23 protein-coding genes are annotated in these 22,144 nt (G+C 45.6%); 5 read left to right on the top strand and 18 right to left on the bottom strand.

Annotated features, from left to right (window positions below; translation table 11 throughout):
- Nucleotides 1–12 precede the first annotated feature (12 nt).
- The 7 genes from T325_RS08670 to T325_RS08705 form a co-directional block, all read right to left on the bottom strand.
- Entirely contained in the window at nt 13–432 is a 420-nt protein-coding gene (locus T325_RS08670; RefSeq protein ID WP_036912518.1) for a hypothetical protein, read from the bottom strand.
- A 12-nt stretch (nt 433–444) separates the two neighbouring features.
- A complete protein-coding gene (locus T325_RS08675; protein WP_036912521.1) occupies nt 445–927 on the bottom strand; it encodes an RNA polymerase sigma factor in 483 nt (160 codons plus the stop codon).
- The gene (locus T325_RS08680) at nt 924–1,322 is read right to left on the bottom strand and encodes a hypothetical protein (protein WP_051949813.1); all 399 of its coding nucleotides are present in this window, start codon (nt 1,320–1,322) and stop codon (nt 924–926) included. Before T325_RS08680 ends, T325_RS08675 begins: the two co-directional genes overlap by 4 nt.
- Before the next feature lie 427 nt (nt 1,323–1,749).
- A complete protein-coding gene (locus T325_RS12725) occupies nt 1,750–2,007 on the bottom strand; it encodes a hypothetical protein (RefSeq protein WP_146063105.1) in 258 nt (85 codons plus the stop codon).
- Nucleotides 2,008–2,202: 195 nt separating this feature from the next.
- Complete coding sequence (locus T325_RS08690; protein ID WP_051949815.1) at nt 2,203–2,508, bottom strand: STAS domain-containing protein; 306 nt, start codon at nt 2,506–2,508, stop codon at nt 2,203–2,205.
- Nucleotides 2,509–2,533: 25 nt separating this feature from the next.
- Nucleotides 2,534–4,840 carry a SpoIIE family protein phosphatase gene (locus T325_RS08695; protein ID WP_197051335.1) on the bottom strand — a complete coding sequence of 769 codons (2,307 nt, stop codon included), beginning with the start codon at nt 4,838–4,840 and terminating at the stop codon, nt 2,534–2,536.
- Nucleotides 4,841–5,026: 186 nt separating this feature from the next.
- Nucleotides 5,027–6,274: a DUF1015 domain-containing protein gene (locus T325_RS08705; RefSeq protein ID WP_036912532.1), complete on the bottom strand. Its 1,248-nt coding sequence runs from the start codon at nt 6,272–6,274 to the stop codon at nt 5,027–5,029.
- A gap of 149 nt (nt 6,275–6,423) precedes the next feature.
- Here T325_RS08705 and T325_RS12440 point away from each other — a divergent pair, with 149 nt between their 5' ends.
- Nucleotides 6,424–8,109, top strand: a complete 1,686-nt coding sequence (locus T325_RS12440; RefSeq protein WP_051949816.1) for a glycoside hydrolase family 5 protein — start codon at nt 6,424–6,426, stop codon at nt 8,107–8,109.
- A 56-nt stretch (nt 8,110–8,165) separates the two neighbouring features.
- Here T325_RS12440 and T325_RS08715 read toward each other — a convergent pair whose 3' ends face one another.
- Nucleotides 8,166–9,083: an NAD(P)-dependent oxidoreductase gene (locus tag T325_RS08715; RefSeq protein ID WP_013065456.1), complete on the bottom strand. Its 918-nt coding sequence runs from the start codon at nt 9,081–9,083 to the stop codon at nt 8,166–8,168.
- 95 nt (nt 9,084–9,178) lie between these two features.
- On the bottom strand, nt 9,179–10,246 hold the full coding sequence (serC, locus tag T325_RS08720; RefSeq protein ID WP_036912535.1) for a 3-phosphoserine/phosphohydroxythreonine transaminase: 1,068 nt from the start codon (nt 10,244–10,246) through the stop codon (nt 9,179–9,181).
- Between the two features lie 286 nt (nt 10,247–10,532).
- On the opposite strand from serC, the gene T325_RS08725 reads away from it, so the two are divergent.
- Genes T325_RS08725 through T325_RS08735 form a run of 3 tightly spaced genes read left to right on the top strand, consistent with a single transcriptional unit; the run spans nt 10,533 to nt 12,936 of the window.
- Nucleotides 10,533–10,904, top strand: a complete 372-nt coding sequence (locus T325_RS08725; RefSeq protein ID WP_051949818.1) for a 2-amino-4-hydroxy-6-hydroxymethyldihydropteridine diphosphokinase — start codon at nt 10,533–10,535, stop codon at nt 10,902–10,904.
- Nucleotides 10,901–12,139, top strand: a complete 1,239-nt coding sequence (locus T325_RS08730) for a M64 family metallopeptidase (protein WP_036912538.1) — start codon at nt 10,901–10,903, stop codon at nt 12,137–12,139. Before T325_RS08725 ends, T325_RS08730 begins: the two co-directional genes overlap by 4 nt.
- Nucleotides 12,136–12,936, top strand: coding sequence for a TrmH family RNA methyltransferase (locus T325_RS08735; RefSeq protein ID WP_036912541.1), 801 nt, complete (start codon nt 12,136–12,138; stop codon nt 12,934–12,936). Before T325_RS08730 ends, T325_RS08735 begins: the two co-directional genes overlap by 4 nt.
- A gap of 92 nt (nt 12,937–13,028) precedes the next feature.
- Here the strand turns inward: T325_RS08735 and mtgA are convergent, their stop codons facing one another.
- Together mtgA and T325_RS08745 are read right to left on the bottom strand one after the other, a co-directional pair.
- Entirely contained in the window at nt 13,029–13,724 is a 696-nt protein-coding gene (gene mtgA / locus T325_RS08740; protein WP_036913630.1) for a monofunctional biosynthetic peptidoglycan transglycosylase, read from the bottom strand.
- 2 nt (nt 13,725–13,726) lie between these two features.
- Nucleotides 13,727–14,428, bottom strand: a complete 702-nt coding sequence (locus T325_RS08745) for a YiaD family glycine zipper/OmpA-like lipoprotein (protein WP_036912543.1) — start codon at nt 14,426–14,428, stop codon at nt 13,727–13,729.
- Nucleotides 14,429–14,558: 130 nt separating this feature from the next.
- Here T325_RS08745 and proS point away from each other — a divergent pair, with 130 nt between their 5' ends.
- Nucleotides 14,559–16,037 (top strand): proline--tRNA ligase, encoded by a 1,479-nt coding sequence (gene proS / locus T325_RS08750; RefSeq protein ID WP_036912545.1) that lies wholly within the window; start codon nt 14,559–14,561, stop codon nt 16,035–16,037.
- Between the two features lie 238 nt (nt 16,038–16,275).
- Here the strand turns inward: proS and T325_RS08755 are convergent, their stop codons facing one another.
- The 7 genes from T325_RS08755 to T325_RS08785 are packed head-to-tail and all read right to left on the bottom strand — an operon-like array spanning nt 16,276 to nt 22,121.
- On the bottom strand, nt 16,276–16,776 hold the full coding sequence (locus T325_RS08755) for a DUF3256 family protein (protein WP_051949820.1): 501 nt from the start codon (nt 16,774–16,776) through the stop codon (nt 16,276–16,278).
- Nucleotides 16,773–18,095: a phenylacetate--CoA ligase family protein gene (locus T325_RS08760; protein WP_036913636.1), complete on the bottom strand. Its 1,323-nt coding sequence runs from the start codon at nt 18,093–18,095 to the stop codon at nt 16,773–16,775. Before T325_RS08760 ends, T325_RS08755 begins: the two co-directional genes overlap by 4 nt.
- Nucleotides 18,096–18,140: 45 nt before the next feature.
- Nucleotides 18,141–18,860, bottom strand: coding sequence for a 16S rRNA (uracil(1498)-N(3))-methyltransferase (locus T325_RS08765; protein WP_036912546.1), 720 nt, complete (start codon nt 18,858–18,860; stop codon nt 18,141–18,143).
- Nucleotides 18,861–18,864: 4 nt separating this feature from the next.
- Nucleotides 18,865–20,130 carry an MFS transporter gene (locus tag T325_RS08770; RefSeq protein WP_036912548.1) on the bottom strand — a complete coding sequence of 422 codons (1,266 nt, stop codon included), beginning with the start codon at nt 20,128–20,130 and terminating at the stop codon, nt 18,865–18,867.
- Between the two features lie 4 nt (nt 20,131–20,134).
- Entirely contained in the window at nt 20,135–21,088 is a 954-nt protein-coding gene (locus T325_RS08775; protein ID WP_051949822.1) for a DUF4296 domain-containing protein, read from the bottom strand.
- Nucleotides 21,085–21,744, bottom strand: coding sequence for a lipoprotein signal peptidase (locus tag T325_RS08780; protein WP_231622216.1), 660 nt, complete (start codon nt 21,742–21,744; stop codon nt 21,085–21,087). Before T325_RS08780 ends, T325_RS08775 begins: the two co-directional genes overlap by 4 nt.
- The gene (locus T325_RS08785; protein ID WP_036912551.1) at nt 21,741–22,121 is read right to left on the bottom strand and encodes a TraR/DksA family transcriptional regulator; all 381 of its coding nucleotides are present in this window, start codon (nt 22,119–22,121) and stop codon (nt 21,741–21,743) included. The genes T325_RS08780 and T325_RS08785 overlap by 4 nt, the downstream gene beginning before the upstream one ends.
- Nucleotides 22,122–22,144 lie beyond the last annotated feature (23 nt).

Consider the following 22,144-nt stretch of genomic DNA (forward strand, 5'->3'; position numbering starts at 1 on the left):
AATATGATACGATCAGTTTCCAAAATTATTAATAATATGTATGCTTTTGTGGCGAATGGCAAGTATATCCTGCACATTACTGAGGATGCTCATGATGCCAAAACTCATCAGTAGCGCGAGGGCTGTGGTGGCGATAATTCGGGAGTTTTCGGCTACCCACAATAGGATGCTACTCTCTACGCTAAGGGTAAAGAGAGGAACGTCGGTAGGCATAGAGAGGACGAATGCCATAGTGACAGCACCGCTGACAATGCCCACGACGAAGGCGGCAACCATCGCCAGTTTATAACGACGGAGGGAGGCCTCCTGATGCTGACGGACGAACTCTACGGCATCCAGGCGACGAGTAACCGTAGCCATGAATTCTGCCTTATCGTCAAACGTTGGCTTCTGAGCGAGGAACAGTTCCTCAAGTTTTTTATCTTTTTCCATAACTGTCAATTCTTAATCATCCATTCTCAATTCCTGTCTCAGTTTGTCTCGCCCTCGTGAGAGTTGTTTCTTCACGGCATCCTCCGAGGTCTCAGTAATCACGGCTACCTCTTTGATGCTGTAACCGTTCAGATAGAACAGCGTGATGGCGGAACGCTCCTTGGGTGGCAGGGTGCGCAGGGCGAGGTAGAGTTCCTGATGCTCAAAGGCATTGTCGGCTGTGGTGCTGCTGATGAGCGTGCGGGCATCGTCGAGTGTCTCCATCGTACGACAGCTAGCCTTATGGTTGAGGAACGTGTTGTGGGCTATCTTGAAGAGCCACGAACGGAACTTCCCCTGCTCCTGATAGCCTGCAGACGAGAGGTAGGCCTTGACGATGGCATCTTGTGCCAGGTCGTCGGCATCGCTCTTGTTGCCACAGCAGAGGGCGAGCAAGAAGCTACGAAGGGCCTCCTGCTCACGCTCTACCTGTGTGATGAATGCTTCGCGGGTCACTTGTTCTCTGCCTCTGTTACCAACAACTTCTCTTCGGCCTCTATCTCCTTGGCAAGCATCTTCTTGCTCAGGCGGTAGTTAACGAGGAAGGCAATACCGACGGCCAATAGGATGCCACCTGCGAAGTATATATGAATAAGGCCGTCAGTGTTCATTCCACCCCTGAAGTCAATCAATAATCCATAAACCAGGAAGCTGATACCGAGCAATCCGATAATGCTACCCCACAACAGCTTTGAGAGCAGTTTCTCCTTCAGCAGTTTCTTCTTGGGTGAAATCTTCTCCATGAGTTCTTCGATGTCCATATCGGGGTTCTTCTCGATAGCGGCCAGCATAATTTTTGTCCGCTGGTTGGTCTTGTTCATGCTCTCACGGATAGTAAGCCATACTATCATAATGGGAAGTACGCATCCACATGCGATGGGTACTAAGATTTGAACTAAATGATACATTTTCTTACTTATTTTTATTGTTAGACATTTTGTTTTCTGAACCGATTCACATATATAACAGTCCAGAAGAACAAAAGGTGACGTCCGTCCTTAACTTTTTACTTCCTCCAACGTTTTAGCATCGGGAAAAAGCCACGCATCATCTGCTTGAACTCTTCCTTTGTCATGGATTGAACTTCATTTCCTTATAGTTTATCTCTTTCATATCACGCAAATGCTTAATATTTGTTGCAAATTTAGTCATTTAAGGTGAAATATGAATAATAATGCGTAATTTGTGCCTGAAATTGAGAAATATTAGGATTTATGGGTAACATTAAGATAATCAAGGGTGTATTTGACACCAAACTGGAACTGGGACATGCGGGGGTCAAACACGCTCGGCTTTTCCATTATTCTTCTCAACGAAACACCTATATGGATCCTTCGTAAAAATATAGCTATAGCACAAGTTGATGACATAGAGAGGATATCTTTGTTTTGTCTCGTTAATGTCGTTGGACAAGAGACAATCCTCATCGAAGATATCCATAGCGACAAGATACTTCAACTTTTCAAGGTTGAGGTAAAGAACCGCCATTTCAAGTTCCTCACGATAGGTAAGATATTCAATAATAGTTTTTATCATATTTCAGTTACGATTTCGATAGAAGATGAAAGTGTACCAATAATTGCGACTTACATCGTATATCTTTGAAATGCTAGTGATGCTGGAGCTCCTAGAGAATATAGGGGAAATATGGATATTTGATGTAGAATCCCTCACTCTCCGCTAAGAGGTGAAATAAATCCCTCACCTTCCGCTAAAGCCCCTGAAAAGGGGCTATTTAAATTGGAACAAGTTTACAAAACCTGTTGTCTGAAACACATCCAGAACCCTCTCCTGCAATCCCATAATGTATAGTTCACAATGATTGGCACGACAGCGCTGATTAATAATCATCAATAATCGCAATCCACTTGAGGATATATAATCCAACTGGCTGCAGTCTATCACGATTTCACAGTCGCTATAGTCGAAAAGCGGTTCTACTTCCTTTGCTATATGTGATGCCACAGAGGCATCAAGGCGCCCGTCAAGTATCAGGGTTACACGGTTATCGCCTTCTTTTCTGATTATTGCATTCATACTCTCTCTTCGGTTTAATGGTCTTCTAAAGATTCTTTGTCATCGTCAGCACATTCTGTCCATCAATGCGTTGATAGCTGATGCTGTCCATATAGTGGCGAATCAAGTAAATGCCAAGTCCTCCAACATTACTTTTCTCAATAGGCTGGGCTACATCTTTGTTTTTAACAGATGTTGGGTCGAATGGCATACCGTCATCACAGAGCTTAAAGGTAATCTTCTCTTCGTCGGCCATTACCTCTAAAAGGATATTGGCCCGACTGCCCTTCGGATAGGCATAGTTTATCACGTTGACCACTGCCTCCTCAATAGCGATATTCACACCAGCGGTGGTCAGTTCGTTAAAGTGCATGTCCTCACAGACGCTCCTCATAAAGACAGCTAGCGCCGACACTTCCTGCACTTCATTCACAAGCGAGAAACCTCGGTGATAATGTTTCATATCAGTTTTCCCTTTATAATTGATGGCAAGGAGTGATATATCATCCCCCTGTGGAGTATCTCCTACAAAGGTCTGCTCTGCCTGCTGAATGGCCTTAATGAAGGAGCGAGAATCAAGCCGCCTGTGAGCCAGCCTGCTGGCTTCCTGGCGCATCCTGCTTCTACCATACTGCTCACTGGAAACAGTTTCTGCCTCGGTGTGACCATCAGTGTAGAGCAACAGAGTCGTACCTCTGTCAATAAACGCCTTCTGCTCAGTATATTCCCAGTCTGATTTCAAGCCAAGAGGAATATTGTTGTCTACGTACAGGAAGCGGGTATAACCTTCTCTTACCAGCACTGGAGGTTCATGGCCTGCATTGGTATACAACAGGCGGCCATTTGCCAAATCAAGCACACCGATAAAAAACGTAACGAACATACATGAGTCGTTGCCTTCGCATACAGAGCGGTTGATATATTCAATAATGAGTTTAGGCGATGCATATGCCATGGATGCACTACGGAACATAGAATGCGCCATAGCCATCACCAGTGCAGCAGGAGCTCCCTTACCAGCCACGTCGCCAATACAAAAGTAAAGTCTCTCGTTACGTATAAAGAAATCGAACAGATCGCCTCCCACCATCTTGGCAGTTACCACCTCACCATAGATGTCTATATCGGTACGCTCTGGGAATGGAGGATAAACCTTAGGTAGCATCTGCTGCTGAATATCACTGGCGATCTTCAGTTCCTGCTCCATTGCAGCCTTCGAGGCTGTCGCCTTCTCATAATCTATCAGCGAGATCTGCATATCCTTGAAAGCACTACGTAATGCATCTATCTCGCGACTCTTTACCTCAGGCAACTGTACATCGAATTGTCCCTTAGCCACTCGGCCCGCAGCAACTACGAAACGCCTCAACGGCCTCATACTTTTCTTTATGAAATGATGACACAACATATAGACAATCGCCAAGCCGATGAATAGGACTGCCAATATAATAGCCGCCAACATGTTACCGTTATGATAGATAATAGCTTCAGGCACAACTATCACGACAGTCCACTCTGCATATTTCACAAACGAATAGAATATCCATGAGTCGATGCCGTCGTTTTGCAACCTACAGGAGCCACTCTCGCCCTGAAGCATCTTCCGAGCTACCACATCGTCAAGCGTATCGGGACTCTGTGCAGTAATTTCCTGAAATTTCTTTTTCAATACACGGCTCTCATCCGGATGAATCAGGTAGGAACCGTCATTATCGATGATGAAACTGTACGACTGCTCCTTGAAACCTTTTTCAAAACGCTCGTGGTTTTCTGCATCCACACGCTGATGCCTCTGTCGCAGCCATTCCAGCGATACATCAGCACCCAACATACCCACTTTTCGACCACTACGATCGTGGATGTGCGTCGCATACGTCGTCGTCAGCTGACGAGACGCCTCTCTGTCGAAATAAGGAGGCGTCCAGTCCCCCTCAGAACTCTTGAAAGCATCCTTATACCACGAATGAATCTGAAAGTCGGGATGGTTCTCGTTCATCTGTCTGCCTCTCACCATCTCTCCAGAGTCACGCCAGGCACAGATTTCAAACTCATGTCCCTTCTCAGGATAGACGTCTGGCTCGAATATCAATCGGCAGCTCGACATATACATGTTCTGGCTCACCATTCGCTCCAAATGCGCCTGCAACTTATCGGGATCATCGATATCACGCTCAATAATATTCACGTTGTTGATGGCCGCCACATACACATCCGACAGCACACCGCGTATTTTCTCATTAGCATGAAGTATAATACCCTCGTAGCGTGACTCCGCTTCACGGGCCATAGAATCTTTAGTTATCACATAGACTGTAATCATAATGACTGCCGACAAAGCGATTAACACAGCCATAATTCTAAGACTCAATCTATTTGCAATAGATTTCTTCTTCATCATTACTTATTGGTTAGATATAGACTTTGACTGCAAATATAAGCACTATTTCCGAAATATGCAAGTTTTTTATACTAAAAAATACATGTTAAACAAAAAAGCCGTTCTATAACAGAACGGCTATATAAATACAATAATAAAAAATTAGCAGAGTTTGTGGATAACCAAGCCTGAACGGAGTTTTGGCTCGAACCATGTAGCCTTGGGAGGCATAATCTTACCACTGTCGGCAATGTCCATAATCTGTTGCATAGATACGGGATAAAGCGCCAAAGCAGCACGCATCTCGCCAGAGTCTACACGGCGCTTTAACTCACCGAGTCCGCGAAGTCCACCAACGAAGTCAATACGCTGAGATGAACGCAAATCACCGATATTTAAAATCTCATCGAGAATCAGACGACTCGAGATGTCAACATCAAGCACACCAATAGGATCATTGTTATCGTAAGTACCCTGTTTAGCCTTAAGACTATACCAATGCTCATCAAGATAGAGTGAGAACTCATGCAACTCCTGTGGCTTATAAATCTCAGTTCCTTTATCCTCAACCTCGAAGTTCACCTGAAGGGCAGCCAAGAACTCCTCAGACGACATCCCATTGAGGTCTTTAACAACACGGTTGTAATCAAGAATCGTAAGCTGTGAAGCCTGGAAACAAACAGCCATGAAGTAGTTATATTCCTCGGTGCCATTGTGGTTGGGGTTCTGCTTCTGCTTTTCTGCTCCGACAAGAGCAGCAGCAGCCGAACGATGATGACCATCGGCAATATAGAGTGACGGCATCTTAGCAAACTCATCGGTGATGGTCTGCATGTCTTTATCATCACTGATAACCCAGAACTGATGGCGGAAACCGTCAATAGGGGCTATGAAATCATACTCGGGCTCAGTAGCGGCATAACGCATGATGAGCTGATCGAGGGTTGCATTGTCGGGATAGGCAAAGAATACAGGCTCGATGTTGGCATTATTCACACGAACATGCTTCATACGGTCTTCCTCCTTATCACGGCGGGTAAGCTCGTGCTTCTTGATATTGCCCTTCATGTAATCGTCTACATAGGCACCAACCACCAGTCCGTACTGAGTCTTACCGTTCATAGTCTGCGCATAAATATAATAATGATCGCGCGTATCCTGAACCAGCCAGCCCTTGTCTTGGAACTTCTGGAAGTTCTCAGCAGCCTTCTCGTACACACGTGGATCGTACTCCGATGTGCCTACAGGGAAGTCAATCTCGGGCTTGATGATGTGATACAAACTCATCTCGTTATCGCCAGCTTCGGCGCGAGCTTCTTCAGAATCGAGTACGTCGTATGGACGTGATTCTACTTTCTCGACCAGATCTTTTGGTGGTCGAATACCTTTAAATGGTTTAATTGTTGCCATATTGATTATAAGTAATGTATAATTTCAGTGGTGCAAAATTACGCAAAATCTTCGGATTTTCAAAATCTTTCTGTAGATATTTATCTTTAAACTTGGTTACCTCAGAAAATAGCAGTATATTTGCCAGCAGAATTATAAACCAAATCAATATGAAGAAAATATTTACTCCTATCCTAGGGCTGCTCCTGACGTTCTGCACACAGATTCAGGCTGCCGAGTTTGAAACCGCAAAAGACGCCGTCAAGAACATGGGCGTGGGTTGGAATCTAGGTAATACTCTTGATGCCAACGACATGTCGAAAACATGGACCAGCACAAGTCAGCATGAAACTTGCTGGGGACAACCCGTAACGAAACCAGAGTTGATGAAGATGATGAAAGACGCAGGCTTTGGTGCCATCCGTGTGCCCGTTACCTGGTATCAGGAAATGGACAGCAACGGGAAAGTGAACGAAGCATGGATGAACCGCGTAAAGGAAGTAGTTGACTACGTGATAGACAACGGCATGTACTGTATACTGAATGTACATCACGATACCGGTGCCGATAGCAACACTTTCAAGTCGTGGCTGAAAGCTTCGAATAATAGCTACACTTCCAACAAGGAGAAGTACGAATATCTATGGAAACAGATTGCCGAGACATTCAAGGATTACGACCAGAAACTGCTTTTTGAGGCTTACAACGAAATGCTTGATGAGAAAAGCAATTGGAACGAGCCTGCTGACAAGACGGATGGCTATAAGGCTATCAACGATTATGCCAAGAGTTTCGTAACCACCGTTCGTAATACTGGAGGCAATAATAAGGATCGTAACTTGGTGGTTAACACCTACTCTGCCAGCAGCACTGCCGACGCTATGAAAAATCTGGATCTGCCCGAAGAAACAGGACACATCGTTTTCCAGCTGCACAGCTATCCTAACTGGAAGAGTGAAAGTAACGCCAAGAGTGAAATCGACAACCTGATTAGTAATATCAAATCGAATCTGTTGAACAGAGCTCCTGTAATCATCGGAGAATATGCCACCTTTACCACATGGCCTGCTGACCTCGATTATTACACTACTGATCGTAAGGTAGCCCTCTACGCCATGGACTATTTCATCAAGAAGACAAAAGAAGCAGGCATCGGCACTTTCTACTGGATGGGCCTCTCGGATGGTTTGAACCGTAATTTACCAGCCTTCAATCAGGCTGACCTTGCACAGACCCTTATCAAGGCATACTATGGCAGTACCGACGGTTATAAGTATCCCACAGCCAGCGACTTTCAGACCGTATATACGGTAAACTACAATAGTCAGTGGGGAGAATTGTTTCTCTATGGCGACTGGAATAGTACATCCACACTCAAATTAACTGAATATAAAGGAGTTCGCATAGAGATGGATAATGACTATTCCGGAAAGTTGCAGATTAAGGTTTATGGTGACAAAGATGGAAAGAATACCGATGGCAGTGATAAGTTCAAGGAGCAATACATCCCTCTGACTGCAGGTTCTAATACATCGACACTCGACTTTGATGCCTCTGTGCTAGGATCAACTGTACTGCGTATCACACTCCAGGCGCTTGAAGGAACAGCATTGACAGCCAAGGTGAACGACGCTAAGCTGATCAAGACCGATGGTACTGAAGTTTCCGGGGCTGTCTCTGTTGGTTGGGGATGCAGCGTTACTTCCGAGTCAACACCAAAAACTTCAGCTATCCAAAGCATTCACTTCAACGAATCCCATATTGATGGTGCCATCTATAACCTTCAGGGCCAGCGCATTACCAAACCCCAAAAAGGTATCTATATACAAAACGGCAAAAAGTTTATAGTTAAATAAAAAAGAATCCCTCTCCGATTTGGAGAGGGATTTCTTTTTCTATCTGATTTCAGAATTTATTTGTTCACCTGGAACTTGGTGTCGCCATCCTTGAAGAAAGCGTTGATCTGCTTGGCAGCAGCAATACCAGCATTGATGTTGGCCTCGGCTGTCTGAGCACCCATCTTCTTAGGAGTTGAGAAGTAACGACCCTCGAACTTAGCGAACTCGTCGTTGGCATCGGGCATGATGTCGGTAACGAACTTCAGGTCTTCGCGCTCAGCCATCAACTTAATCAGCTCGGGCTCGTTGATAACTTCCTTACGGGCTGTGTTAACCAGTACACCACCCTTCTTCATCTTGCCAACCAAAGCAGCGTTAATGCTCTGCTTGGTCTCAGGAGTAGCAGGGATATGGAGTGATACAACATCACAAGTCTCGAACAGTTTCTCCTGACAGCAAACAGCATGTACGCCAGCAGCCTCGATAACCTCTGCTGGGCAGAAAGCATCATAAGCGTAAACGTCCATACCGAAGCCCTTGGCGATGCGAGCCACATTGCGACCTACATTACCGAAAGCCAGGATACCAAGCTTCTTACCCAGCAGTTCTGAACCGCTCTTACCGTTGTAGAAACCACGAACAGCCATCACCAGCAGACCGAATACCAACTCGGCTACAGCGTTTGAGTTCTGACCAGGTGTGTTCTCGGCTACTACGTTGTGAGCTGTAGCAGCAGCGAGGTCGATGTTGTCGTAACCAGCACCGGCACGAACCACGATCTTCAGCTGCTTAGCAGCATCGAGTACCTCAGCGTCAACCTTATCGCTACGGATAATCAGTGCGTCGGCATCAGCAACGGCTGCCAGGAACTGAGCCTTTTCTGTATATTTCTCGAGCAGTACCAGCTCATTGCCGGCTGCCTCAATTTCTGCCTTAATACCATTAACAGCAGCAGCTGCAAATGGCTTCTCTGTTGCAACTAATACTTTCATAGTTATTTTTATTTTAATTTTGGCACGGATTACACGGATTCACACTGTTTTTTATTAATCCGTGTTAATCCGCGTAATCCGTGCCTAATTCTTAATTAATGATTAGCTTCGAACTCCTTCATGCAAGCTACGAGGGCGTTAACACCTTCGATAGTCTGGGCGTTGTAGCAAGATGCACGGAAACCACCAACTGAGCGGTGACCCTTAACACCTACCATACCCTTTGATACTGCGAAGTCGAGGAAGTCCTTCTCCAACTCCTTGTACTCGTCGGCCATAACGAAGCAGATGTTCATCAGCGAACGATCCTCGGCCTGAGCTGTACCCTTGAACATCTTGTTGCGGTCGATCTCACCGTAAACAATCTCGGCACGCTGCTGAGCCAACTTATCCATAGCCTCTACACCACCCTGGGCCTTAATCCAGCGCAGGTTCTCGAGAGCGCTGTAGATAGGAACTACAGGAGGAGTATTGAACATAGAACCCTTATCTACGTGTGTACGATAATCGAGCATGGTAGGAATCTCACGTGGAGCCTTACCCAGAGCATCGTCCTTAACAATCACGATTGTAACACCAGCCATAGCCAAGTTCTTCTGAGCACCAGCGTAGATAGCATCGTACTTAGCAACGTCGATAGGACGGCTGAAGATATCAGATGACATATCGGCAATCAGACGAACGGGAACGTCAAGGTCCTTACGAATCTCAGTACCATAGATAGTATTATTTGTTGTGATGTGCAGATAGTCAGCATCAGCGGGAACAGTCCAATCCTTAGGGATGAAGGTATAGTTGGCATCAGCAGAAGAAGCCACCTCTACTACCTCACCGAAAAGCTTTGCTTCCTTCATAGCCTTCTTAGCCCAAACACCGGTGTTCAGGTAAGCAGCCTTCTTAATCAGGAAGTTATAAGGAATCATACAGAACTCCAGACTGGCACCACCACCAAGGAAAATCACGGAGTAACCCTCGGGAACGTTAAGGAGTTCCTTTACGAGAGCTACAGCCTCGTCAACTACAGGCTGAAAGTCCTTTGCACGATGGCTGATCTCCATCAGTGAGAGACCTGAACCGTTGAAATCAAGACACTGTTGAGCGGTCTTCTCAATCACCTCGCGAGGAAGCATCGAGGGACCGGCGTTAAAGTTGTACTTCTTCATTTTGATTGTTATTTTAATAATGGTTTATATCCTTGCTTTTGAAAAACGCTGCGAAATTACACTTTTTATTTCAATCTACCAAATATTTGAGCAGAAATTCACGAAAATATTCTTTTTTCTTTCATATTGTCAAGTCTGCATATCAGTTTTCTTCTTTTTCTGATTGCATAACCACCTATATATATTATAAAGACAGCGGCAAAGTTACTAAGATTTCCCCATATTTATGACTTTTTCCTTTATTGTTTTCTTGCTTTTTACTTTTTTTCGTAATTTTGCATTCGTTATGAATCAAAAAGAGCATCAAGTCATCATCAGTCTGGCCTCAAACTATAACCAAGAGGCCAACATGGTTGCAGCCAGAGAGCAGCTTAAACAGTTGCTTAAAGAGGTATATTTCACCTCCTCCATCTGGACGGAGCCTATTCATTCTATCCGACAGGAACAATATCTCAATCAGCTCTGTAAAGCTAAGACTTCATTCAGTTTCAATCTATTGGAAGAGGTATTGAAAGAGGTTGAGAAACGATTAGGCAGAACACATAATGAGGATGGTATAGTGGCAATCGACCTTGATTTGTTAGCATATGACGATGAACGATATCACTTAAGAGATTGGGACAGAAATTATGTAAAGGATTTATTAAATGAATTATGAAAAAAATACTTATATTCAGCATATTACTATTACTATGCATTAGTACGAGAGCTCAGAAGTTTGATGATTGTTTTGAAGATCGCACATTGCGTTTGGATTACATTTTTGCGGGTGATGTGAATCAACAACAGATATACATAGACGAACTTGTGAGTCTACCCCATTGGCATGGACGCAGAGAAAGACTTTCCGAAGTGCCTCTCATTGGCAATGGCCAGATTATCGTCAAAGCAAAAGACAGCGGAAACGTAATCTATCGTCACTCTTTCTCTAGTCTGTTTCAGGAGTGGCTGGCTACCGATGAAGCCAAACACGTCCAGAAATCATTTGAAAACGTGTTTCTTATTCCCTACCCTAAGACTCCTGTAGAGATTACCATTGAAATATACGACTACCATGGGAAGATAATCAGCAGCATGCACCACACTGTAGATCCAAATGACATCCTCATACGCAAGGCAGGAGAGAAACCTGAAGCGGTGACACCATTTGAAACGCTGCAGCAGGCAGCTGACACCAATCACTGCATACATATTGCTTATGTAGCTGAAGGCTATACTGCTGATGAAATGGAGCATTTCCTAAACGATTGTAAGAAAGCATCAGAATCGCTATTCCGTCACGAGCCGTTCAAGGCTATGCAAGACCGCTTTAACATCGTGGCCGTAAAGTCGGTATCAGAAGAGAGCGGCACCAGCGAACCTTCTAAAGGTATATGGAAAAATACGGCACTGGCTTCTCACTTCGACACTTTCTATAGTGATCGCTATCTCACAACGCTGCACCTAAAACGTCTGCACGATATATTGGCAGGAACTCCCTACGAGCATATTATCATACTCGTAAATACAGATCATTATGGGGGCGGCGGTATATACAATTCATATAACCTCTGCTATACAGGCGGCAAGCACTTCCTGCCAGTTGTGGTACACGAGTTTGGTCATTCTTTTGGAGGACTAGGCGACGAATACGCCTATGGCAACGACGACCCGATGTATTTTGCAGACACAGAGCCCTGGGAGCCCAATCTGACGACGAAGGCACATTTCGTAGGTAAATGGGAAAACTTGGTAAAAGAAGGAAAAGCAGATCTTATAGAAGGTGGCGGCTATCTGACCAATGGCGTATGGCGTGGCTTCGAGAACTGCCGCATGCGTACTAATGAGGAACCGGAGTTCTGTCTTGTTTGTCAACAAGCCCTCACTCGTCTTATTAAGTTTTATACCGAATGATTTACGAAATTTCATCGATACACGACGAACGTCTCAAGTTGTTCACCTCGATGACTGAGGCGCAATTACGTAATCGCCTGAACCAGCAACAAGGTATCTTTATTGCAGAGAGTCCCAAAGTAATACGTGTAGCTTTGCAAGCCGGCTATCAGCCTATAGCATTACTTTGCGAGCGTCGTCATATTGATGGCGATGCAAAGGATATCATAGAGGGCCACCCCGATATGCCTATCTACACAGGAAGCCGCGAAATGCTTTCTGAACTGACAGGCTATACACTGACTCGTGGCGTATTGTGCGCCATGAAACGCAAGCCAGAACTTGCGCTTGAAGAAATATTACGAGATACCCAACGTGTATGTGTCATTGATGCCGTCTGCGACACCACAAACATAGGAGCGATTTTCCGTTCCGCAGCAGCATTAGGCATCGATGCCGTGTTACTAACACGAAGTTCATGCGACCCTCTGAACCGCAGAGCAATACGTGTATCAATGGGAACGATATTCCTCGTTCCATGGACATGGCTTGATGATTATTCACAACTTCATGCTCTTGGATTCAAGACTGCTGCCATGGCACTTACTGATAACTCCATATCACTCGCCGATCCCATTCTGAAGCAACAGTCAAAATTAGCCATCATTATGGGAACCGAGGGCGACGGACTTCCATCCGAAACCATCAGAAATGCAAATTATACCGTCCGCATACCAATGTACCACCATGTCGACTCCCTCAACGTAGCCGCTGCCGCAGCCGTAGCTTTCTGGGAACTGGCTGGTATACATAAATAATTACGAGCAATCCGTCTGTACTAGTGGGAAGATGGCGTCTGAAGGACTCGAAACAATAGCCTTCACAAAGCCACATAGGATATTTATCCTGGTTATTTGGGAAGTTCTGACACATAACGCATCTCCCTCAGAATACGAGCCTGGCGGTTGAGCATATAGGAAGAAGGAGACTTACTGGAGAACTTACGGGGATTGGGAAGAGTGGCTGCAATCAGGGCACACTGGGCCTTAGACAGGTTAAGAGCATCTGTATGGAAATGTTCCTCAGCCACAGCGTCAGCACCATAGATACCATCACCCGTCTCGATAGAATTCAAATAAACTTCCATGATACGTTGCTTAGACCAGAAGAGCTCAATCATAAACGTGAAATACACTTCGAAGCCTTTACGCACCCAAGAACGTCCAGGCCATAGAAAAACATTCTTAGCTGTTTGCTGTGAAATGGTTGAAGCACCCAACCTACGTTTTTCAGGATGTTCACGATTACGCTTGGCCGCGTGTTCAATGGCTTTATAGTCAAAACCGTGATGTGACAGGAAGTTTGCGTCTTCACTAGCCATGACTGCACGAGGAAGATTGGGAGAAATTTTCTCAAGGGGAACCCAATGATGAGATAGTTTCAACTCCTTGCCCTCCTTTACTTGTTCATAACAACGAATAAACATCAAAGGAGTGAAATAGACAGGGAGAAAACGAAGTGCCACCACCGCAAGGATTGTGGAAGCCAAAAAAGCTACCACAATCCAGCGTATGACGGCCCCAATTTTCTTTAGGATAATATGCATTGTTACTGAGCCTGCTGCTGAGCATCCTGAATCATCTGCTGAGAGGCATACATATAAACCTCTACACGACGATTCTGAGCCTGACCTTCCTTAGTAGAATTGTCGGCAACAGGATTCTGCTGCCCAAAGCCCTGTACACTCTTAATCTGAGTGGCGGGAACGCTCAAAGCCTGAAGGTATGAAGACACAGAAGTGGCACGGTCCAAAGACAGAGCCTGATTCTTCACTGCACTCTGCTCAGCGGTAGAGCCTTTCCAACCCTGATTGTCTGTATAGCCCTGGATGGCTACATCGCATTCACTGTTATTCTTCAGAACGGTAGCCAGCTGCAGAAGTGAAGCCTTTGAAGCAGAAGTCAAATCGCTCTTACCTGTAGCAAAGAGAATACCAGAATCGAAAGTCATCTTAACAGCCTCAAGTCCGTTGGCATCAGTAACCTCCTCTACCTGAGCATTCTGGATTGCCTCAGCCTCCTTCTTGGCCTTATCCATCTTCTTACCAATGATAGCACCAGCACCAGCACCTACGGCAGTACCGACAGCAGCACCAATGGCCGTGTTACCGGCAATAGCACCGACGATAGCGCCTAACGCAGCACCGCCACCAGCACCGATGGCCGTACCCTTAGCCGTATTACTCATGTTACACCCTGCTAGAACCAAAGTAGCACACAGTGCCACGCAAATTGACTTTAAACTTTTCATTTTTCTTTCAGTTTTTAATCGTTAAACGTTTATTTTGTTTGCAAAGATAGTAATTAATTTATTATAATGTATGCGAGTTTCATATTTTTTATGTAATTTTGCACACAAATTTGATAAATAGAAAAAAACAATGGCAAAAGAATTAAAAGAACTAACAAAAAGAGCTGATAATTACAGTCAGTGGTTTAACGACCTTGTAGTGAAAGCCGACCTTGCAGAGCAGAGTGCTGTTCGCGGCTGCATGGTAATTAAGCCCTATGGTTACGCCATCTGGGAGAAGATGCAGCAGCAGCTGGATAAGATGTTCAAGGAGACAGGTGCTCAGAACGCATACTTCCCTCTGCTCATTCCCAAATCGTTCTTGAGCCGTGAGGCTGAGCACGTAGAAGGCTTCGCCAAAGAGTGTGCTGTAGTAACCCACTATCGTCTTCGTGCCAAAGAGGACAAGAGCGGCGTTGAGGTTGATCCAACAGCTAAACTCGAAGAAGAGTTGATCGTACGTCCGACGTCAGAGACTATCATCTGGAATACGTATAAAAACTGGATCCACTCTTGGCGCGACCTGCCTTTGATGTGTAATCAGTGGTGTAACGTCATGCGTTGGGAGATGCGTACTCGTCCGTTCCTGCGCACCTCAGAATTCCTGTGGCAGGAAGGCCATACAGCTCACGCAACTCGCGAAGAGGCTGAGGCAGAAGCACAGAAAATGCTGAAGGTATATGCCAAGTTTGCAGAAGAGTGGATGGCTGTACCTGTGGTTCAAGGTGTGAAGAGTGAGACAGAGCGTTTCGCGGGTGCACTTGACACCTATACCATCGAGGCTATGATGCAAGACGGTAAGGCTCTTCAGAGTGGTACCTCTCATTTCTTGGGTCAGAACTTCGCAAAGGCTTTCGAGGTAACATACCTTAATAAGGATAATAAGCCAGAGTACGTATGGGCAACCTCTTGGGGAGTATCTACCCGACTGATTGGCGCCCTCATCATGACTCACTCTGATGACAACGGACTTGTTCTGCCTCCGAAGCTCGCTCCAATTCAGGTTGTTATCGTTCCTATCTCAAAGGGCGACGATCTCGTACATATCACAGAACGCCTGACTCCGGTTATCGAGGAACTTCGTAAGGCTGGTATCACCGTGAAGTATGATGATGCAGACAACAAACGTCCAGGCTTCAAGTTTGCCGACTACGAGTTAAAGGGCGTTCCCGTTCGTCTGGTTATGGGTGCTCGCGATTTGGAGAATGGCACTATTGAGGTTATGCGTCGTGACACTCTCGAAAAAGAAACCCGTCCAGTTGACGGTATCGTAGAATATGTAGAGCAGCTTTTGGAGGACATCCAGAAGAACATCTTCGAGAAGGCTAAGGCTTATCGTGATGCTCATATCTACGAGTGTGACAACTACGAGGAGTTCAAGGAGAAGGTAAAGGACGGTGGATTCTTCCTCTGCCATTGGGACGGTACTGCAGAGACCGAGGCAAAGATTAAGGAAGAGACTCAGGCCACTATCCGTTGCGTACCTTTTGGCGTAGAACAGACAGAGGGTATCGATATGGTAAGCGGAAAGCCTTCAAAGGCTCGTGTCATCATTGCAAGAAGTTATTAAAGAATGTCCGAATAATAACAAGTAAAAGGGGAACCTTCTCAGGTTCCCCTTTTTTTAACCATAAAATTCTACAAGTAATCACCTGTAACATTTTAATGGAGGTCGAACCGATACTTACCTCTCGATAAATATGATTCTTAAATTAACCTTAATAATCTAATACCATGAAAAACACAGTTGCAAAGATACGAATAATTCTTAACGTATGTACCAAAAAGATTACAAAAGTACCGATATTTTAACGTTTGTTCAGTACTTCGTCGTCTCTTTTTAGAATATTTTGCAAAGTGTGTTCGTTAATTCTTTTCCCTTGTTCTTCACTTAACATTGGCTGATGCTGAAGCGGCAACCACTGAGGCGAATAATAGCGAATCTGGCTCTCGCCATAGATAGAATCAACCACAAAAGTCTCTATCATGACTACAACCTGCGTCATGCTGTCAACAGGCTGCTGCAAAGGCAAGAGCAACAGATCAAGCTTTGATGTCTCACTCATACGTATAGACAAACTGTCATCCGCCAACGAGGTCATCTCACTAGTGCCACCAAGTAAATTCTTGACTTCGGCCTTCATATTGGAATCAAGAAAGTCAATGAAGTCAAGTCGGTTGTTATGTGTAAGATAAGGCATCAGAGAATCAGGCATCTGCCTGAAGACATCACGCATTTTCATGTCTTGGGCAGATGCACTGCTAAGGGCCAGAAGCCAAAAGCTAAAAGCCATCAGAAACTTCTTCATCCTCTACTGGGTCTTAAGTCTTTTACGCGGACAGCCTTACCCTCACTCTGAGGCAGCGAGCCCTTCTTAACGAGTTTCACCTGAGGCGTCAACAGGATCTCATCTTTCAAAGCACGCTGGATATCCTTCATCATCTTCTGCATCTCAGGATAGATATCAGTCTCCAATCCATCGAGTTCAACCTCTACTGTCATCACGTCATTATCGTCAATGGTTTCAAGGGTAATCAGATAATTACTGCCCAGACCGGGATACTGAACGAGAATCTTCTCTACCTGCATGGGGAATACGTTCACACCCTTAATAATAAACATATCGTCAGTACGTCCCTTGATACGGTCGATACGACGGTGTGTGCGTCCGCACTTACAAGGCTCGGCAATGATACGGGTCAGGTCACGAGTACGATAGCGCAGGATAGGCATCATATTACGGTCGAGTGTGGTAAGTACCATCTCGCCCATCTGGCCATCGGGCACAGGCTCGAGAGTATCGGGGTCGACAATCTCTACGATATAGTTATCCTCCCACAGATGCATACCTTCCTGATACTTACATTCAAAGGCTACACCAGGACCATTCATCTCGGTCATACCAAACGAGTTGTAGGCTTTTACGCCCAACATACGCTCGATGCGGCGGCGCTGCTCCTCGGTATGGGGCTCGGCACCAATACAAAGGGTGCGCAGCTTGGTGGTTGAGGGGTCGACACCCTCTTCTTTGAACACCTCAGCCAAACGGATGGCGTAAGATGGAATGGCGTGAAGACAAGTTGTACCAAAGTCCTTAATAAACTTTATCTGACGTTTAGAGTTACCCGCAGCAGCAGGAACAGTCATTGCCCCAAGCCATTCTGCCCCATACTGGAAGCCCAAGCCACCAGTAAACATGCCATAGCCTGATGAATTCTGGAACACATCGCTCTTACGGCATCCCACCATATAGAGGTTACGCGCAATCATATTGGCCCATGAACAGATGTCATGCTCAGAATAAATAACGACACAAGGATTACCTGTGGTACCACTTGTTGAGTGAATACGTACGGCATCATCCATATCTCCGCCTACCAATCCGAAAGGATAGTTATCACGAAGGTCTTGTTTTGTGGTGAAGGGGATCTTACGCAGATCGTCCAACGAATTGATAGAGTCTGCTGTAATCCCTAACTCGCCCAAACGTTTCTTATAAAAAGGCGACTTTAAAGCGACATTAATAGACTCCTTGAGTTTCTTCACCTGCAGCTGTTGCAGCTGCTCTCTTGGCATGGTCTCAATTTCCGGTTGCCAGTACTCACCATCCGGTTTGATGGTTGACATGATTTTCTCGTCAGTCATATTTTAAGTTTTCTAATCGTTATTGATTCATTCTTTTGCAAGCTGCATCATCATGACAGCAGTAAGGCCCGCCGTTTCAGTACGCAAGCGGCTCTTTCCCAAGTGTACCGACTTCCATCCTGCTTCTACGGCTTTCTTAACCTCATCGATAGAGAAGTCGCCTTCAGGTCCAATCAACACTGTAGCATCCTCTATATTTGATGAATTCCTCAACTCATCAAAAAGATAAGATCGGGGCACTTCCTCGTAGCAATGGGCAATATACTTACGTCCCTCAATAGGTTGGGCAATGAAGGATTTGAAAGACGCCATCTCGTTTAGCATAGGCTTCCACGCCTTATGGCTTTGTTTGACAGCAGAGACTGCAATCTTGTCGAGTCTGGTTGTCTTCATGAGGCGACGCTCAGAGAACTGACAGTTCAAGAACGACACTTCATCGACACCGACCTCCGTAGCTTTCTCAATCATCCATTCTATACGGTCGAGCATTTTCGTTGGTGCAATAGCCAGGTGTACCTTTCCCTGCCATTGACGCTCCTGAGGCAGTTGCTCCAGAATTTCATAATAGCAGTTGCGTGTTGCAGCTATAGTGACCTGTGCCCGATAAAAATTCCCTACTCCATCCATGAGGAAAATCTCATCACCGCCTTTCAATCGAAGCACACGCAAGGCATGCATAGCTTCCTCGGCAGGCAGTTCCGTTTGGTTGGCCGCATCAGGAACATAGAAATATCTGGCTTCCTTCATGATCCTACTTCATTTCTTTTTTGGGATGGAAGATGAGGGCGAAGAGAACGCCTACGATCAATGCGTATACTGAGAATGCAGACCAAGTAGCGCCCCAATTACCGATGGTATAAATAGCGCCATTCATCGTCTCTTGATGAGTAAACACGTTTACCACCTGCTGGGCAGCTACCGAACCGACGGTTGCGCCGATACCGTTTGTCATCAGGATAAACAATCCTTGTGCACTGGAACGCATTGTAGGATCAGTAGCCTTGTCAACATACAATGAGCCAGAGATATTGAAGAAATCAAATGCCATACCATAAATAATCATCGAGAGGATGAAGAGCCAGATGCCAGCGCCTGGATTTCCTAAGCCGAGGAATCCAAAACGAAGCACCCATGCAAACATGGCAATCAGCATCACCTGCTTAATACCATAACGTTTCATGAAAAATGGTATGAGCAATATGCAGAACGTCTCACTGATCTGCGAGATAGAATAAAGAATCGTTGCATGTTCTACACCAAACGAACCAGCATATTCAGCCATAGTCTCGAAGTGCTGGATGTATGGAGTTGCAAAACCGTTAGTAATCTGCAAACTGGCGCCAAGTAGGGCTGAGAAGATAAAGAAAATAGCCATTTCCTTACGCTTGAAGAGTGAGAAAGCCTGCAAGCCAAGAGCATCACTGAACGACTTTTTACCTTCAGACTTATTCACCTCACACTTTGGCAGCGTAAATGAATAGAGGAAAAGCACCAGACTCACCACTCCTGAAGTAACAAACTGATACTCTGTCTGGTTGAATCCCGTCAGGTCAACGAACCACATTGTACAAATGAAACCGATAGTACCAAAGATACGAATTGGCGGGAAGGCCTTCACCGTATCCATGCCAGCCTTCGTCAGAGCATTATAAGCCACCGAGTTGGTAAGGGCCAGTGTAGGCATATAGAATGCCACACTCACGCTATAGAGCGAGAAAAGTACGAAATATTTAGATTCAGTACCATTTACGTGACCATACCACGCAGATGCCAGCATGAAGATACCGGCCAGCAGATGGCAAAGTCCAAGCAGGCGCTGAGCAGGTATCCATCTGTCGGCGACAATACCCATCAGGGCGGGCATAAAGATTGAAACTATACCCTGCATGGCAAAGTAGCCACCGATATGGGCACCCATGCCGAGATTACCAAGATAAACTCCCATACAAGTCAGGTAAGCTCCCCAGGCTGCAAACTCCAGGAAGTTCATGACTGCTAGACGAACTTTCAAATTCATATTCTTATCGAGTTATTGGTTTATTTAATTGCAATTTAGGTCTGTTAGGTTCTGCCTTCATAGTCGGCTGCGGGCGGTCACCTAAGCGACGTCGCACAGGCAGTTTGGCCGAATCAGCCTTTACGGATTCGGGCTTTGCCGTATTCACACTATCTGTTGTTGATACTGCAACCGGCTCGTCAACCATCTTATTATGGAACCTGATCAACTGAATGCGATCAAGGAAGAGCAGATACATGTTATCGGTTGTTTGTCCCTCTTTACGCTGCCCTACCAGTATGAAGCCCTTGATATTCTTCACCCTCTCCTTACATGGTGAGACTCTCAGCGTAGTGCTGCCATACGACGACACTACCGTATTCAGCGCCACCGTACTGTCGTTATCGTATGTCACAGCCAGATACAACGTTGCCGTTTTGTTACCACTCTGCGTGAGATAAGAAGAGCCAAAGGTCATCAGGAAACTGTCTCCTGCATGATAGGAAGTATCAGCTTTTTGGGAGAACTGCATCACATTGTAGGGCCTGTGTGGCATCAGCATTGCGAAGCGAGCACCTTCCCATACATCAGTCGTATCACCGGAAAGAGACTGCGTATTATACCGATTCACCTCACTGACTGATGCGCCCAGCACAACAGCATCGTCACTCAAACGTTTCTGTACTCGCTGATAGATTTCTGATAAGCGATCGGCTCTGGTATAATAATATACCAACGAAGAGTCGAACTCTGCCTGCGTCACCCCGTACTTCTTCAGTACAGCCTCGAAATACAACCTGCGGGTGTAGTCACTATTACCGCTTTCCCTCTGAGCCATACTCTGCGACAGATGATAGTCATAGAGCATATCTTCCATATCGTCTGGCTGGATAACATCCTTCGGTACACTGGGTTTACATGCTGAGAATAAGATCATTCCCAGTACCAGCAACATCAGATGTCTTCCTCCGCGTTTCATTTCGTCTTCTCTTCTTTTGCAGACTCTATTTCTGAAAACGATATCTTACTGATTTCCTCACGATAGAAAAGAATCAGCAATACCACGCTCACACTGATACTGGCATCAGCAAAGTTGAAAACCGGACTGAAGAAAACAAAATGTTCTCCCCCAACGAAAGGCATCCACATAGGCCACTCCGTCTCTATCAGCGGGAAATAGAACATATCAACCACCTTACCCAGCAGGAAAGGAGCATAGCCCGATCCAAAGGGAACAAAATAAGAAACGTAGTAAGGCGACGACTCGTTGAACATCAGTCCATAGAACATACAGTCAATCAGATTGCCTGCAGCTCCAGCCAGCACCATAGCGAGGCATACAATATACCCCGTACGGGCATTCTTCTTAACCTGACACCAGATGAAATAACCCAGAGCAGCGATGGCGATAACCCGGAATACCGACAGTATAATCTTACTGCCCAACTGCATACCGAAGGCCATACCGTTGTTCTCTATGAAGGAGATGTAGAACCAGTCGAACACATGAATACTCTCATGGAGCGACATCGATGTCTTGACCCAGATCTTAATAGTCTGGTCTATAAGGAGAATGGCGACTACTATCAGTGTCGCCAGCCATCCTTTAGTGATAAAGGGACGTTTCAAGGTCACTTCTTCTGATTCAGTTTTGACTCTACACTCAGCGTAGCGTGGGGCACAGCACGAAGACGCTCCTTGGGAATAAGCTTTCCTGTGATACGGTCGATGCCGTAAGTCTTGTTCTCTATACGCACCAGAGCAGCCTTCAGTCCCTGGATAAACTTCTGCTGACGTGCAGCCATTGATATCAGTTCTTCTTTCGACTGGGTGACACTACCCTCCTCCAATGCCTTGTAGGTAGGTGATGTGTCGTCCACGTCATTAGAGTCCTGGTTAGTCAGTACTCGCATCATCTGGTCATAGTCGCGCTTGGCCAAAGCCAGTTTGTCATTGATAATCTGACGGAACTCCTCGAGTTCTTCATCATTGTAGCGTGTCTTCTCTGCCATAATTATCGGAATGTTAGCTATTG

Origin of the sequence: Prevotella sp. FD3004 (genome assembly GCF_000746155.1) — a bacterium.
In the GTDB taxonomy this organism is placed as follows: Bacteria; Bacteroidota; Bacteroidia; order Bacteroidales; family Bacteroidaceae; genus Prevotella.